This is a genomic window from Streptococcus sp. SK643, from assembly GCF_000259505.1.
In the GTDB taxonomy this organism is placed as follows: domain Bacteria; phylum Bacillota; class Bacilli; order Lactobacillales; family Streptococcaceae; genus Streptococcus.
On the sequence record NZ_AJMM01000008.1, the window covers coordinates 275,751 to 289,993 of the forward strand.

Here is a 14,243-nt window from a genome sequence, read left to right on the forward strand (position 1 = left end):
AATGAGAATTGCAATTGGATGTGACCACATCGTAACAGATGAAAAAATGGCGGTTTCAGAATTTTTGAAATCAAAAGGATATGAAGTCATTGACTTTGGTACATATGACCATACACGTACTCACTACCCAATCTTTGGTAAAAAAGTAGGTGAAGCAGTTGTTAGCGGTCAAGCTGATCTTGGGGTGTGTATCTGTGGTACAGGTGTTGGTATCAACAACGCTGTAAATAAAGTTCCAGGTGTACGTTCTGCCTTGGTTCGTGATATGACAACAGCTCTTTATGCTAAAGAACAATTGAATGCTAACGTTATTGGTTTTGGTGGTAAGATTACTGGTGAATTGCTCATGTGTGATATTATTGAAGCTTTCATCAACGCTGAATACAAACCATCTGAAGAAAACAAAAAATTGATTGCTAAGATTGAACATGTGGAAAGTCACAATGCACATCAAGCCGACGCAAACTTCTTTACAGAATTCCTAGAAAAATGGGATCGTGGAGAATATCACGACTAAGAGGTGACCTATGATTTTAACAGTCACAATGAACCCATCTATTGATATTTCCTATCCTTTGGATGAGTTAAAAATTGATACTGTCAATCGAGTAGTTGATGTCACAAAAACAGCCGGTGGTAAAGGTCTGAATGTAACCCGTGTTCTTTCAGAATTTGGCGATCCTGTAGCTGCTACTGGTTTAGTTGGTGGGAAACTTGGCGAATACTTGGTTGAAAATATTGATGATAAAGTAACCAAATGTTTCTTCTCTATTCAGGGAGAAACTCGAAACTGTATTGCTATTCTTCATGGAGAAAACCAAACAGAAGTTTTAGAAAAAGGTCCAGAGGTTTTGGAACAAGAAGGTCAAGGCTTCTTGGCTCATTTTGAAAAACTTCTTGATAATGTAGAAGTTGTTGCTATTTCAGGTAGTTTACCTGCCGGTCTTCCGGTTAACTACTATGCTCAACTTGTAAAAATTGCAAATAATGCTGGAAAACCTGTTGTACTGGACTGTTCAGGAGCTGCTCTAGAAGCAGTTCTTGAATCTCCTCATAAACCAACTGTAATAAAACCAAACAATGAAGAACTGTCACAGCTTCTAGGAAAAGAAGTTTCAAAAGATTTAGATGAATTAAAAGAAGTCCTTCAAGAACCTTTGTTTGTAGGTATTGAATGGATTATCGTTTCACTTGGTGCCAACGGTGCTTTTGCCAAACATGGTGACACTTTCTACAAGGTAGATATTCCTAGAATTCAGGTAGTCAATCCTGTTGGATCTGGAGATTCTACTGTAGCAGGGATTTCTTCAGGACTTCTTCACAAAGAATCTGATGCAGAATTACTCATCAAGGCAAATGTCCTTGGTATGCTCAATGCTCAAGAAAAAATGACTGGTCATGTCAACATGGCCAACTATCAAGCTCTATATGATCAATTAATAGTAAAAGAGGTATAAAATGGCTTTAACAGAACAAAAACGTGCTCGCTTAGAAAAACTTTCTGATGAAAATGGTATCATCTCAGCTCTTGCATTTGACCAACGTGGTGCTTTGAAACGTCTCATGGCTCAATACCAAACAGAAGAACCAACTGTAGCTCAAATGGAAGAACTTAAAGTTTTAGTAGCAGATGAATTGACTAAATACGCTTCATCTATGCTTCTTGACCCTGAGTATGGACTTCCAGCGACTAAAGCTCTTGATGAAAAAGCTGGTCTTCTCCTTGCTTATGAAAAAACAGGTTATGATACAACAAGTACAAAACGCTTGCCAGACTGCTTGGATGTTTGGTCTGCAAAACGTATTAAAGAAGAAGGTGCAGATGCAGTTAAATTCTTGCTTTACTACGATGTAGATAGCTCAGACGAACTCAACCAAGAAAAACAAGCTTACATCGAACGTATCGGTTCTGAATGTGTGGCTGAAGATATCCCATTCTTCCTTGAAATCCTTGCTTACGATGAAAAAATTGCGGACGCAGGTTCTGTAGAATACGCTAAAGTAAAACCACACAAAGTTATCGGTGCTATGAAAGTCTTCTCAGACCCACGCTTTAACATTGATGTCTTGAAAGTAGAAGTTCCTGTTAACATTAAATATGTTGAAGGCTTCGCAGAAGGTGAAGTGGTTTATACACGCGAAGAAGCTGCAGCCTTCTTTAAAGCACAAGATGAAGCAACTAACTTGCCATACATCTACTTGAGTGCTGGTGTATCAGCTAAACTTTTCCAAGATACTCTTGTATTTGCTCATGAATCAGGTGCAAACTTTAACGGAGTTCTTTGTGGCCGTGCTACATGGGCTGGATCAGTTGAAGCATACATCAAAGATGGTGAAGCAGCAGCTCGCGAATGGCTTCGCACAACTGGATTTGAAAACATTGACGAGCTCAATAAAGTTCTTCAAACAACAGCGACTTCATGGAAAGAACGCGTGTAAGCAAGTCCTCCTAGGTTAGGAACATGAATCTAAAAAAATTTAAAAAAAGTTGTATGTAAAGGTTTACAAAATAACTTACTTGTGCTATACTTAAATCACAAGTTAATACAAGGTGAGTGTTACTAAGTAATATTAGGCATGATCACAGGTGAATTAGAAATCGGATGATTTTCTAGTTCATTTGTGGTCATTTTTTGTACTCATATGCCTTTAAGATATAAAAGGAGGTTGACATGTATCGAATTCTAAATCCAATGAATCACAATGTCTCGCTTGTCAGAAATGATAAAGGAGAAGAAGTGATTGTGATTGGTAAGGGGATTGCATTTGGAAAGAAGAAGGGAGATTTGATTGCTGAACATCAGGTTGAGAAAATCTTTCGGATGAAGACTGAAGAGTCAAGAGAAAACTTTATGGCTCTCCTCAAAGATGTTCCGCTTGATTTTATCACAGTGACTTATGAAATCATTGATAAGCTATCAAAGAAATATCATTATCCGATTCAAGAGTATCTCTACGTAACCTTGACAGATCATATTTACTGTTCTTACCAAGCTCTAGCACAAGGAAGGTACAAGGATAGTAATCTTCCAGATATTTCCACTAAGTATCCTGTCGCTTTTCAAATCGCAAATGAAGCATTTGAAATTTACCGACAGAAGCTAGCGGATCATTTTCCTGAGGACGAAATTATTCGGATTGCTTATCATTTCATTAATGCCGAAGGTGAAAATGAAGTTGAACTTGTGGAGTCTATTGATAAGAGGAAAGAAATTCTCAGGAATGTTGAAGAAGTGCTAAAGGACTATGCAATTCAACGAACCAAAGAGAATAATCATTTCTATGATCGTTTTATGATTCATTTGAATTATTTCTTGGATTATTTGGATAGATCCAGAGATGATAATCAATCACTTCTGGATATGGAAGACCATATCAAACAATCCTATCCAAAAGCCTTCGAGATTGGTTCCAAGATCTATGATGTGATTACGCAACATACGGGTCTTGATTTGTATAAAAGTGAACGAGTTTATCTAGTTCTACATATCCAACGTTTATTGTCATAAAAATTTATTTAAAACTATATAAGGAGAATTCTATCATGAATAGAGAAGAAGTAACATTGTTAGGTTTTGAAATCGTAGCCTATGCTGGCGATGCTCGTTCAAAACTATTGGAAGCTTTAAAGGCTGCTGAAGCTGGCGATTTTGCGAAAGCAGATAGCTTAGTCGAGGAAGCTGGTAGCTGTATTGCAGAGGCTCACCACGCGCAAACAAGTCTATTAACTAAGGAAGCTTCAGGTGAGGACTTAGCTTATAGTGTAACCATGATGCATGGCCAAGACCACTTGATGACAACCATCTTGTTAAAAGATTTGATGCACCACTTAATCGAACTTTATAAGAGAGGAGTTAAGTAATGAATAAATTAATTGCATTTATCGAGAAAGGAAAGCCATTCTTTGAGAAACTATCTCGTAATATCTATCTTCGTGCTATTCGTGATGGTTTCATTGCAGGTATGCCTGTTATTCTCTTCTCAAGTATCTTTATCTTGATTGCCTTTGTACCAAACTCATGGGGCTTTAAATGGTCTGAAGAAGTTGTAGCTTTTCTGATGAAACCTTATAGCTATTCTATGGGTATTCTGGCTCTCTTGGTAGCTGGTACAACAGCTAAGTCATTGACCGACTCAGTCAACCGTAGCATGGAGAAAACCAATCAAATCAACTATATGTCAACACTGTTGGCAGCGATTGTTGGTTTGTTAATGTTGGCAGCTGATCCAATTGAAGGTGGCTTTGCAACAGGATTCCTTGGAACAAAAGGTTTGCTTTCAGCCTTCCTTGCTGCCTTTGTGACTGTAGCTATCTATAAGGTCTGTGTTAAGAACAACGTTACCATTCGTATGCCGGACGAAGTTCCGCCAAATATCTCCCAAGTATTTAAAGACGTTATTCCATTTACTCTATCTGTTGTTTCACTTTACGCCCTTGACCTTCTTGCTCGTCAATTTGCTGGCGCAAGTGTAGCTGAAGCAATTGGTAAATTCTTTGCCCCTCTATTCTCAGCAGCTGATGGTTATCTAGGTATTACCATTATCTTTGGAGCTTTTGCCTTTTTCTGGTTTGTAGGTATTCATGGTCCTTCTATCGTTGAGCCTGCTATTGCAGCTATTACTTATGCAAATGCCGAAGTCAACTTGAATCTCCTTCAACAAGGTATGCATGCAGATAAGATTCTAACTTCTGGTACACAAATGTTTATCGTTACTATGGGTGGTACAGGAGCAACTCTAGTAGTTCCGTTCATGTTCATGTGGTTAACAAAATCAAAACGTAACCGTGCCATCGGACGTGCATCTGTAGTCCCAACCTTCTTCGGTGTTAACGAACCAATCTTGTTTGGTGCCCCTCTTGTACTGAACCCAATCTTCTTCATTCCGTTTATCTTTGCTCCAATCGCAAACGTTTGGATCTTCAAATTCTTTATTGAAACACTTGGAATGAACTCATTTACTGCTAATCTACCATGGACAACTCCAGCTCCACTAGGTCTAGTTCTTGGTACTAACTTCCAAGTTCTATCGTTCATTCTTGCTGCCCTTCTAATTGTGGTTGACGTAGTCATTTACTATCCATTCCTTAAAGTATATGACGAACAAATTCTCGAAGAAGAACGTTCAGGTAAGTCTAATGATGAATTGAAAGAAAAAGTTGCTGCAAACTTTAACACTGCAAAAGCGGATGCTATTCTTGAGAAAGCGGGTGTAGAAGCAGTACAAAATAAAATCACTGAAGAAACAAATGTTCTCGTTCTATGTGCTGGTGGAGGTACAAGTGGTCTCCTTGCAAATGCTTTGAATAAGGCAGCTGCAGAGTACAATGTTCCTGTGAAAGCAGCAGCAGGTGGTTATGGTGCTCACCGTGAAATGTTGCCAGAGTTTGATTTGGTTATCCTTGCCCCTCAAGTTGCTTCAAACTTTGAAGATATGAAAGCAGAAACTGATAAACTCGATATTAAACTTGCGAAAACAGAAGGCGCTCAATACATTAAATTAACTCGTGATGGAAAAGGTGCTCTTGCATTCGTACAAGCTCAATTCGATTAACGATAGGGACTCTGAAATAGTCTCCTATCGTTACGGAAATCGCTATGGCGAATTTCCTAATCGCTTTGTTAATTCGTCGGTAAAAAGATATCGTTTTTACCTCCTCATGTCACAATTCGATTAATAATAGGGACTCTGAAACAGTCTCCTCTCGTTACGGAAATAGCTATGGCGAATTTCCTAATCGCCTTATTAATTCGTCGGTAAAAAGATATCGTTTTTACCTCCTCATGTCACAATTCGGTGACTTGGTACAAGAAGTGAGATGGAGAAGGATGGCTCACTGACTCCTCTCCTCTCACTTTTACTTTATTTAAATCAAGAAATAGGTGAAAAAAATGACAAAAACATTACCAAAAGACTTTATTTTTGGTGGCGCAACAGCTGCCTATCAAGCAGAAGGTGCTACACATACTGATGGGAAAGGACCAGTTGCTTGGGATAAATATCTTGAAGATAACTACTGGTACACTGCAGAACCAGCTAGTGATTTTTACAATCGATACCCAGTTGACCTCAAGTTGGCAGAAGAGTATGGTGTCAATGGTATTCGAATTTCTATTGCTTGGTCACGTATTTTCCCAACCGGTTACGGTCAAGTAAATGCTAAAGGTGTTGAGTTTTATCATAATCTATTTGCAGAGTGTCACAAACGTCATGTTGAGCCTTTTGTAACTCTTCATCACTTTGACACGCCAGAAGCTCTCCACTCAAATGGAGACTTCTTAAACCGTGAAAATATCGAACACTTTGTAGACTACGCTGCCTTCTGTTTTGAAGAATTTCCAGAAGTAAACTATTGGACAACCTTTAATGAAATTGGGCCAATTGGTGATGGTCAATACTTGGTTGGTAAATTCCCTCCAGGTATTCAGTACGACCTTGCCAAAGTCTTCCAATCGCACCACAATATGATGGTGTCTCATGCAAGAGCAGTTAAATTATATAAAGATAAAGGTTATAAAGGTGAAATTGGTGTTGTTCACGCACTGCCAACTAAGTATCCTTTAGATCCTAAAAATCCAGCAGATGTTCATGCAGCTGAGTTGGAAGACATTATTCACAACAAGTTTATTTTGGATGCAACTTATCTAGGCCGCTATTCAGATAAAACGATGGAAGGCGTCAACCATATTTTATCCGTCAATGGTGGTAGCTTAGATCTTCGTGAAGAAGATTTCGCAGTATTAGAAGCAGCAAAAGATTTGAACGATTTCCTTGGTATTAACTACTATATGAGTGACTGGATGGAAGCTTGTGATTGTGAAACAGAAATCATCCACAATGGTAAGGGAGAAAAGGGGAGTTCTAAGTACCAAATCAAAGGTATCGGACGTCGTGTAGCTCCTGACTATGTTCCACGCACAGATTGGGACTGGATTATCTATCCTCAAGGTTTGTACGACCAAATCATGCGTGTTAAGAAAGATTATCCAAACTACAAGAAGATTTACATCACTGAAAATGGTCTTGGATATAAAGATGAGTTCGTTGATAACACTGTTTACGATGATGGCCGGATTGATTATGTCAAACAACACTTGGAGGTCTTGTCTGATGCAATTGCAGATGGAGCTAATGTAAAAGGTTACTTCATTTGGTCATTGATGGACGTCTTCTCATGGTCAAACGGTTATGAAAAACGCTACGGTCTCTTTTATGTAGACTTTGAAACTCAAGAACGTTATCCAAAGAAATCAGCTCATTGGTACAAGAAAGTAGCAGAAAGTCAGATTATAGACTAATCTGTAGATAAAAATCCCCACCAATCGGTGGGGATAGTTTTATGGTTTAGAAAGAATAATTTTTGTTTGTTTTGAAAGTTGTTCTAATGTTTCTTTGCTCAGTTTAGAGTCTGAAACGATGGTATCAATATCAGAGATATTGTAGAAGGTATAGAAATCAAATTTATTGAACTTACTGTTGTCAGCTAGTAAGTATTTTTTATTGGAATTATTGAGGGCGATGCGTTGAGATTCACCTTCCTCTTCACTAAAGGTCGCAATCGCATTGTCCTTAATACCATTACAGCTAACGAAGGCTTTAGAAAATTGAAGATTGGCCAAGTTTTGCAAGGTTAATGTTCCTACAAAGGCTCCAGTGATAGAGCGGTAGTTTCCACCAATTAAAATCAAATCTGTTAGTTTTCGTTCGTTTAGGATGAGAAAGACTGGTAAACTGTTTGTTACAACACGAATATTATCAATAGGAAGTTCACGTGCGAAACTCTCCAGTGTTGTTCCTGGACCAATAAAGATAGTTTCCCCTTTATTGATTAGATGGCCAGCAAAACGGCTGATTTCTTGTTTTTCTGCAATTTGTAAACCTTGCTTTTCGATGTTTGAACGTTCATTATTTAGGAGAGAACCTGAGCGCATCTTTTCAGCACCACCATGAACACGAACAAGGAGGTCCTTATCAGCCAATTCCTGTAAATATCTTCGAGCTGTCATATCTGATACATCAAGACGGGTCATAATTTCTTTTACAGTAATTGTACCTTTTGTATTTACAGTTTCTAGAATATTATCTAGTTTCTCTTGTTTTAGCATGATCATCACCTCAATTTCTATTACTATTTTATCATAAAGTATTCAATCAATCAATTTAAAAAACAAAAGAAAACAAAAACAAAAAAAATATGGTTGTTTTAAACAAACCATATTTAAAGAATGTGTTTGGTCATATTATAGGCCATAGTTATAGTCATCATCTTGCATGGCTTCAACTTCACCTAGGAGGTAACCATTTCCGACTTGAGAGAAGAAGTCATGGTTGGAAGTTCCTGTAGAGATTCCGTTCATAACAATTGGATTGACATCATCTGCTGAATCTGGGAAGAGAGGATCTTGACCTAGGTTCATAAGGGCCTTATTAGCGTTGTAGCGTAAGAAGGTTTTAACTTCTTCAGTCCAACCAACACCATCATAGAGGCTCTCAGTATAGCCCTCTTCATTCTCGTAAAGAGTATAGAGGAGATCGTACATCCATTCCTTGAGTTTCTCTTGTTCTTCTTCTGGTAATTCATTAAAACCAAGCTGGAACTTGTAACCGATGTAGGTACCGTGAACAGATTCGTCACGAATAATCAATTTGATAATTTCTGCTACGTTGGCAAGTTTGTTGTTGCCCAGATAATAGAGGGGAGTGAAGAAACCTGAGTAGAAGAGGAAGGTTTCAAGGAAGACACTGGCAACTTTCTTCTCAAGTGGACTACCATTGAGATAGATTTCATTGACAATTTCGGCCTTCTTTTGTAGGTAAGGGTTTGTATTGGTCCATTCGAAAATTTCATCAATCTCAGATTTTGTATTCAAAGTTGAGAAGATAGAAGAGTAAGATTTTGCGTGGACTGATTCCATGAATTGGATGTTGTTGAAGACAGCTTCTTCGTGTGGCGTACGGATATCTGAACGAAGCGCCTGAACACCTGTTTCAGACTGCATAGTATCAAGAAGGGTTAAACCACCAAAGACTTTTCCGACTAAGTCTTTCTCTTTATTTGATAATTTTCTCCAGTCATCCAAGTCATTTGATAGGGGGATACGTGTATCGAGCCAGAACTGCTCCGTTAACTTCTCCCAAGTTGATTTGTCGATGACATCTTCGATGGCATTCCAGTTAATGGCTTTGTAGTAAGTTTCCATTTGAAATCTCTTTCTGTATATAATAACGCTGTTGTACAATCGTTTTTGCTTTATGATAATTCCTTTAGTGTATCGCACAAAAAGTCGGAGAACCGACTTTTACATGTGCTTAGCTAGTTTATAAAATGCTTGACCAAGTTCTCTTTTGAAGTTAGCTTACTAAAATTACAGAGAAATAGTAATTACTTTGGTTAAAAACTAAATAACGCAACTTTCACATTGGTTAGCGCCAACTTCTCCACCATCGTCAGTAAAGGTACGAACGTAGTAGATAGACTTGATACCCTTGTTAAAGGCATAGTTACGAAGGATTGACAAGTCACGTGTCGTTTGTTTGTTTTCTTTCTTCCATTCGTAAAGACCTTTTGGAATGTCACTACGCATGAAGAGAGTGAGGGATAGTCCTTGATCTACATGTTCAGTTGCAGCTGCGTAGACATCAATTACTTTACGCATATCCATGTCGTAAGCAGAAGTGTAGTAAGGAATAGTCTCTGTAGACAATCCTGCAGCAGGATAGTAGATCTTACCGATTTTCTTTTCTTGTCGTTCTTCAATCCGTTGAGTAATAGGGTGGATAGAAGCAGAAACATCATTGATATAACTGATAGAACCATTTGGTGCTACAGCAAGGCGGTTTTGGTGGTAAAGTCCATCTGCTTGAACCTTGTTACGAAGTTCAGCCCAATCAGCTGCGCTAGGGATAAAGACATCTTTAAAGAGTTCTTTGACACGGTCTGATGTTGGAACAAATTCGCCAGTTAAGTATTTCTCAAAGTAGGTACCGTTGGCATAATCTGACTTGTCAAAGTTGTGGAAGGTGATACCACGTTCACGTGCGATATTGTTTGACTCCACCAAAGTCCAGTAGTTCATAAGCATGAAGTAGATGCTAGTGAACTCAACAGATTCGGGTGATCCATATTCAATCAATTGTTGGGCAAGGTAGCTGTGAAGTCCCATGGCACCAAGACCAAAGGTATGTGCCTGGCTGTTTCCGTTATCGATAGTAGGAACCGCTACGATATGGGAGCTATCTGTAACAAAGGTTAAGGCACGCACCATAGCTCGAATAGAGCGACCAAAGTCAGGTGAAGTCATCATGTTGACAACGTTTGTTGAACCAAGGTTACATGAGATATCAGTACCCATTTGGAGATATTCTTGAGCATCGTTAATCAAGCTTGGTTCCTGAACTTGGAGAATTTCAGAACACAGGTTACTCATGATGATTTTTCCATCAATAGGATTTGCGCGGTTGGCAGTATCGATGTTGACTACATAAGGATAGCCAGATTCTTGTTGCAATTTAGAAATTTCAGTTTCCAAATCACGGGCCTTAATTTTTGTCTTACGGATATTTGGATTGGCTACAAGTTCATCATATTTTTCAGTAATATCGATGTAGTTAAATGGAATACCGTATTCAAGTTCAACAGAGTAAGGACTGAATAGGTACATGTCTTCATTTTTACGAGCCAATTCGTAGAATTTGTCTGGTACTACAACACCGAGAGAAAGTGTTTTAACACGAACCTTCTCATCAGCATTTTCCTTCTTAGTTGAAAGGAAGGCGATGATATCTGGGTGGAAGACGTTAAGGTAAACAACACCAGCACCTTGACGTTGTCCCAATTGGTTAGAGTAAGAGAAACTGTCTTCAAAGAGTTTCATAACAGGTACGACACCAGAAGCGGCTCCCTCATATCCTTTAATAGGAGCACCAGCTTCACGAAGGTTGCTGAGAGTAATTCCCACACCACCACCGATACGTGACAGTTGAAGGGCAGAGTTGATAGAACGGCCTATAGAGTTCATATCATCCGTAACTTGAATCAAGAAACAAGAGACCAACTCACCACGACGGGCACGACCAGCGTTCAAGAAGGAAGGAGTAGCAGGTTGGTAACGTTGGTGAATGATTTCATTTGCAATATCAGTAGCGATAGCTTCATTACCATCTGCGAAATAAAGTGCGTTAAAGAGTACACGATCTTCCATACTTTCAAGATAGTATTCACCATCATTTGTCTTCAAGGCATATTGATTGTAAAATTTATAAGCTGCCATGAAAGATTTGAATTGGAAGTTTTGGTCTTTGATAAATTGCGACAATTCTTCCAAAAATTCTGGACGATATTTCTTGATAAAGGCTGTTTCGATGTAGTTGTGTTCAATGAGGTAGTTGATTTTATCAGTGATTGAATCAAAAACCATAGTGTTTGGAACTACATTTTCTTTAAAGAAGGCATCCAAGGCTTCTTTATCTTTATGAAGCATGATTTGTCCATTGACTGGACGGTTGATTTCGTTATTGAGACGGAAGTAAGTCACGTCCTCAAGATGTTTTAATCCCATAAAATTTCCCTTATCTAATTGCAAAAGAAAGGCTTCTAAGTTAGCCCTAGAAGCAGTTTTCTTCTGGATGATGTTTTAAGATTAAGCTAATTGTTTCAGTTTTCCTGGTTGGAAACCTGAAAAGACTTCAGTTGGTGTTTGGATAACAGGAGCTGCGCTGAAACCGAGCTCTTTAACTTGATCGATGTATTCAGGTTGCTCATCAAGGTTGATTTCACGATAAGCGACATTATTACTGTCCAAGAAACGTTTGGTCATTTTACATTGGACACAGTTGTTTTTAGAATAAACAGTTACCATTGTGTAACTCCTCTTTAAAATTTAATACTATCCTAGTATATCAGAAAATAAATTTTTGTCAATGATTTATAACTAAATATAGTGGTCTTTTTTTCTATCAAACCCACCAAAACACAATATATAGTGTATTGTTTATAAAACAGCAAAGAAAATCCTATAAGTTGTTTTTTGAAAAACTATATCCTGTGTTTTGTTATTTAGGATAGAAGATTTTCAGCAAGTTATCTGAAAGGAAATCGAATAAATCCCATAAAATGCTTGAAAAAATTCCTAGAAGATGATATAATACCAAATTGTAAGGGTTATCACATAACTCAAAAAAGAAAGAACAAAAGGAGAGTCAAACTATGGCTTCTAAAGATTTCCACGTAGTGGCAGAAACAGGTATTCACGCACGTCCAGCAACATTGTTGGTACAAACTGCTAGCAAATTTGCTTCAGATATCACTCTTGAGTACAAAGGTAAATCAGTTAACCTTAAATCAATCATGGGTGTTATGAGTCTTGGTGTTGGCCAAGGTGCTGACGTAACTATCTCAGCTGAAGGTGCAGATGCAGATGACGCAATTGCTGCTATCACTGAAACTATGGAAAAAGAAGGGTTGGCATAAGAGAGATGACAGAAATGCTTAAAGGAATTGCAGCATCTGATGGTGTTGCTGTTGCAAAAGCATATCTACTCGTTCAACCGGATTTGTCATTCGAGACTCTTTCAGTCGAAGATACAAATGCAGAGGAGGCTCGTTTGGATGTAGCTCTTGAAGCTTCTCAAAACGAGCTTTCTCTTATCCGTGAGAAGGCTGTAGGTACGCTTGGTGAAGAAGCGGCTCAAGTTTTTGATGCACATTTGATGGTTCTTGCTGACCCAGAATTGATTGGTCAGATTAAAGAAACAATCCGTGCTAAGAAAGTCAATGCTGAAGCAGGTCTTAAAGAAGTGACTGACATGTTCATCACTATCTTTGAAGGCATGGAAGACAACCCATATATGCAAGAACGTGCAGCGGATATCCGCGACGTGACAAAACGTGTATTGGCAAACCTTCTTGGTAAGAAATTGCCAAACCCAGCTTCTATCAATGAAGAAGTAATCGTCATTGCGCATGACTTGACACCATCTGATACAGCTCAATTGGACAAAAACTTTGTAAAAGCTTTTGTAACAAACATCGGTGGACGTACAAGCCACTCAGCTATCATGGCACGTACACTTGAAATTGCAGCTGTATTGGGAACAAATAACATCACTGAAGTAGTGAAAGACGGTGATATCCTTGCCGTTAACGGAATTACTGGTGAAGTAATTATCAACCCAACAGATGAACAAGCAGCAGAATTTAAAGCAGCTGGTGAAGCTTATGCTAAACAAAAAGCTGAATGGGCACTTTTGAAAGATGCTCAAACAGTGACTGCTGACGGTAAACACTTCGAGTTGGCTGCTAACATCGGTACTCCAAAAGATGTTGAAGGTGTTAATGATAACGGTGCAGAAGCTGTAGGACTTTACCGTACAGAATTCTTGTACATGGATTCTCAAGACTTCCCGACAGAAGACGAGCAATATGAAGCATACAAAGCTGTTCTTGAAGGAATGAATGGTAAACCAGTTGTCGTTCGTACAATGGACATCGGTGGAGATAAGGAACTTCCTTACTTCGATATGCCACATGAAATGAACCCATTCCTTGGCTTCCGTGCCCTTCGTATCTCTATTGCTGAGACTGGTGATGCTATGTTCCGCACACAAATTCGTGCTCTTCTTCGTGCATCTGTTCATGGTCAATTGCGTATCATGTTCCCAATGGTTGCACTTTTGAAGGAATTCCGTGCAGCTAAAGCAGTCTTTGACGAAGAAAAAGCAAATCTTCTTGCAGAAGGTGTTGCAGTAGCAGAAGACATCCAAGTTGGTATCATGATTGAAATTCCTGCAGCAGCTATGCTTGCAGACCAATTTGCAAAAGAAGTTGACTTCTTCTCAATTGGTACAAATGACTTGATCCAATATACAATGGCAGCAGACCGTATGAACGAACAAGTTTCATACCTTTACCAACCATATAACCCATCAATCCTACGCTTGATTAACAACGTTATCAAGGCAGCTCACGCTGAAGGTAAATGGGCTGGTATGTGTGGTGAGATGGCTGGTGACCAAAAAGCTGTTCCACTTCTTGTCGGAATGGGCTTGGATGAGTTCTCTATGTCAGCAACTTCAGTACTTCGTACACGTAGCTTGATGAAGAAATTGGATACTGCAAAAATGGAAGAGTACGCAAATCGTGCCCTTACAGAATGCTCAACAATGGAAGAAGTTCTTGAACTTCAAAAAGAATACGTTAATTTTGATTAATCTTATGAACCTTGTGACTTTGTCGCAGGGTTCTT

13 protein-coding genes are annotated in these 14,243 nt (G+C 38.7%); 9 read left to right on the top strand and 4 right to left on the bottom strand.

Translation table 11 applies throughout. The features are described 5' to 3' along the window. Position 1: 1 nt before the first annotated feature. The 7 genes from lacB to lacG all read left to right on the top strand — a co-directional run bounded on the left by lacB (position 2) and on the right by lacG (position 7,298). Complete coding sequence (lacB, locus tag HMPREF1117_RS05840; RefSeq protein WP_001216923.1) at positions 2 to 517, top strand: galactose-6-phosphate isomerase subunit LacB; 516 nt, start codon at positions 2 to 4, stop codon at positions 515 to 517. Positions 518 to 527: 10 nt separating this feature from the next. Continuing rightward, positions 528 to 1,457, top strand: coding sequence for a tagatose-6-phosphate kinase (locus HMPREF1117_RS05845; RefSeq protein WP_000604248.1), 930 nt, complete (start codon positions 528 to 530; stop codon positions 1,455 to 1,457). A 1-nt stretch (position 1,458) separates the two neighbouring features. After that, the gene (lacD, locus tag HMPREF1117_RS05850) at positions 1,459 to 2,439 is read left to right on the top strand and encodes a tagatose-bisphosphate aldolase (protein ID WP_001229128.1); all 981 of its coding nucleotides are present in this window, start codon (positions 1,459 to 1,461) and stop codon (positions 2,437 to 2,439) included. A 233-nt stretch (positions 2,440 to 2,672) separates the two neighbouring features. Continuing rightward, positions 2,673 to 3,509, top strand: a complete 837-nt coding sequence (locus HMPREF1117_RS05855) for a PRD domain-containing protein (protein WP_000285710.1) — start codon at positions 2,673 to 2,675, stop codon at positions 3,507 to 3,509. Between the two features lie 35 nt (positions 3,510 to 3,544). Next, positions 3,545 to 3,862, top strand: coding sequence for a PTS lactose/cellobiose transporter subunit IIA (locus HMPREF1117_RS05860; RefSeq protein WP_001078324.1), 318 nt, complete (start codon positions 3,545 to 3,547; stop codon positions 3,860 to 3,862). Continuing rightward, on the top strand, positions 3,862 to 5,553 hold the full coding sequence (locus tag HMPREF1117_RS05865) for a lactose-specific PTS transporter subunit EIIC (RefSeq protein WP_001037357.1): 1,692 nt from the start codon (positions 3,862 to 3,864) through the stop codon (positions 5,551 to 5,553). Before HMPREF1117_RS05860 ends, HMPREF1117_RS05865 begins: the two co-directional genes overlap by 1 nt. Positions 5,554 to 5,891: 338 nt before the next feature. Next, positions 5,892 to 7,298, top strand: coding sequence for a 6-phospho-beta-galactosidase (gene lacG / locus HMPREF1117_RS05870; protein ID WP_000169252.1), 1,407 nt, complete (start codon positions 5,892 to 5,894; stop codon positions 7,296 to 7,298). Positions 7,299 to 7,337: 39 nt separating this feature from the next. Here the strand turns inward: lacG and HMPREF1117_RS05875 are convergent, their stop codons facing one another. The 4 genes from HMPREF1117_RS05875 to nrdH all read right to left on the bottom strand — a co-directional run bounded on the left by HMPREF1117_RS05875 (position 7,338) and on the right by nrdH (position 11,858). Beyond that, positions 7,338 to 8,105 carry a DeoR/GlpR family DNA-binding transcription regulator gene (locus HMPREF1117_RS05875; RefSeq protein WP_000917578.1) on the bottom strand — a complete coding sequence of 256 codons (768 nt, stop codon included), beginning with the start codon at positions 8,103 to 8,105 and terminating at the stop codon, positions 7,338 to 7,340. A gap of 135 nt (positions 8,106 to 8,240) precedes the next feature. Continuing rightward, positions 8,241 to 9,200 (bottom strand): class 1b ribonucleoside-diphosphate reductase subunit beta, encoded by a 960-nt coding sequence (nrdF, locus tag HMPREF1117_RS05880; protein ID WP_000451382.1) that lies wholly within the window; start codon positions 9,198 to 9,200, stop codon positions 8,241 to 8,243. A gap of 198 nt (positions 9,201 to 9,398) precedes the next feature. Next, positions 9,399 to 11,558, bottom strand: coding sequence for a class 1b ribonucleoside-diphosphate reductase subunit alpha (gene nrdE, locus HMPREF1117_RS05885; protein WP_000523269.1), 2,160 nt, complete (start codon positions 11,556 to 11,558; stop codon positions 9,399 to 9,401). Between the two features lie 81 nt (positions 11,559 to 11,639). Next, positions 11,640 to 11,858 (bottom strand): glutaredoxin-like protein NrdH, encoded by a 219-nt coding sequence (nrdH, locus tag HMPREF1117_RS05890; RefSeq protein WP_000259240.1) that lies wholly within the window; start codon positions 11,856 to 11,858, stop codon positions 11,640 to 11,642. 347 nt (positions 11,859 to 12,205) lie between these two features. Between nrdH and HMPREF1117_RS05895 the strand changes: the two genes are divergently transcribed. Together HMPREF1117_RS05895 and ptsP are read left to right on the top strand one after the other, a co-directional pair. Beyond that, positions 12,206 to 12,469 (top strand): phosphocarrier protein HPr, encoded by a 264-nt coding sequence (locus tag HMPREF1117_RS05895; RefSeq protein WP_000146948.1) that lies wholly within the window; start codon positions 12,206 to 12,208, stop codon positions 12,467 to 12,469. A 5-nt stretch (positions 12,470 to 12,474) separates the two neighbouring features. Next, positions 12,475 to 14,208 (top strand): phosphoenolpyruvate--protein phosphotransferase, encoded by a 1,734-nt coding sequence (gene ptsP, locus HMPREF1117_RS05900; protein WP_000138146.1) that lies wholly within the window; start codon positions 12,475 to 12,477, stop codon positions 14,206 to 14,208. Positions 14,209 to 14,243 lie beyond the last annotated feature (35 nt).

What these genes read in the sequence shown, in the direction of transcription:
- lacB (WP_001216923.1), top strand. Translation starts at nt 2, where the DNA reads ATGAGAATTGCAATTGGATGTGACCACATCGTAACAGATGAAAAAATG.
- HMPREF1117_RS05845 (WP_000604248.1), top strand. Translation starts at nt 528, where the DNA reads ATGATTTTAACAGTCACAATGAACCCATCTATTGATATTTCCTATCCT.
- lacD (WP_001229128.1), top strand. Translation starts at nt 1,459, where the DNA reads ATGGCTTTAACAGAACAAAAACGTGCTCGCTTAGAAAAACTTTCTGAT.
- HMPREF1117_RS05855 (WP_000285710.1), top strand. Translation starts at nt 2,673, where the DNA reads ATGTATCGAATTCTAAATCCAATGAATCACAATGTCTCGCTTGTCAGA.
- HMPREF1117_RS05860 (WP_001078324.1), top strand. Translation starts at nt 3,545, where the DNA reads ATGAATAGAGAAGAAGTAACATTGTTAGGTTTTGAAATCGTAGCCTAT.
- HMPREF1117_RS05865 (WP_001037357.1), top strand. Translation starts at nt 3,862, where the DNA reads ATGAATAAATTAATTGCATTTATCGAGAAAGGAAAGCCATTCTTTGAG.
- lacG (WP_000169252.1), top strand. Translation starts at nt 5,892, where the DNA reads ATGACAAAAACATTACCAAAAGACTTTATTTTTGGTGGCGCAACAGCT.
- HMPREF1117_RS05875 (WP_000917578.1), bottom strand. Translation starts at nt 8,105, where the DNA reads ATGCTAAAACAAGAGAAACTAGATAATATTCTAGAAACTGTAAATACA.
- nrdF (WP_000451382.1), bottom strand. Translation starts at nt 9,200, where the DNA reads ATGGAAACTTACTACAAAGCCATTAACTGGAATGCCATCGAAGATGTC.
- nrdE (WP_000523269.1), bottom strand. Translation starts at nt 11,558, where the DNA reads ATGGGATTAAAACATCTTGAGGACGTGACTTACTTCCGTCTCAATAAC.
- nrdH (WP_000259240.1), bottom strand. Translation starts at nt 11,858, where the DNA reads ATGGTAACTGTTTATTCTAAAAACAACTGTGTCCAATGTAAAATGACC.
- HMPREF1117_RS05895 (WP_000146948.1), top strand. Translation starts at nt 12,206, where the DNA reads ATGGCTTCTAAAGATTTCCACGTAGTGGCAGAAACAGGTATTCACGCA.
- ptsP (WP_000138146.1), top strand. Translation starts at nt 12,475, where the DNA reads ATGACAGAAATGCTTAAAGGAATTGCAGCATCTGATGGTGTTGCTGTT.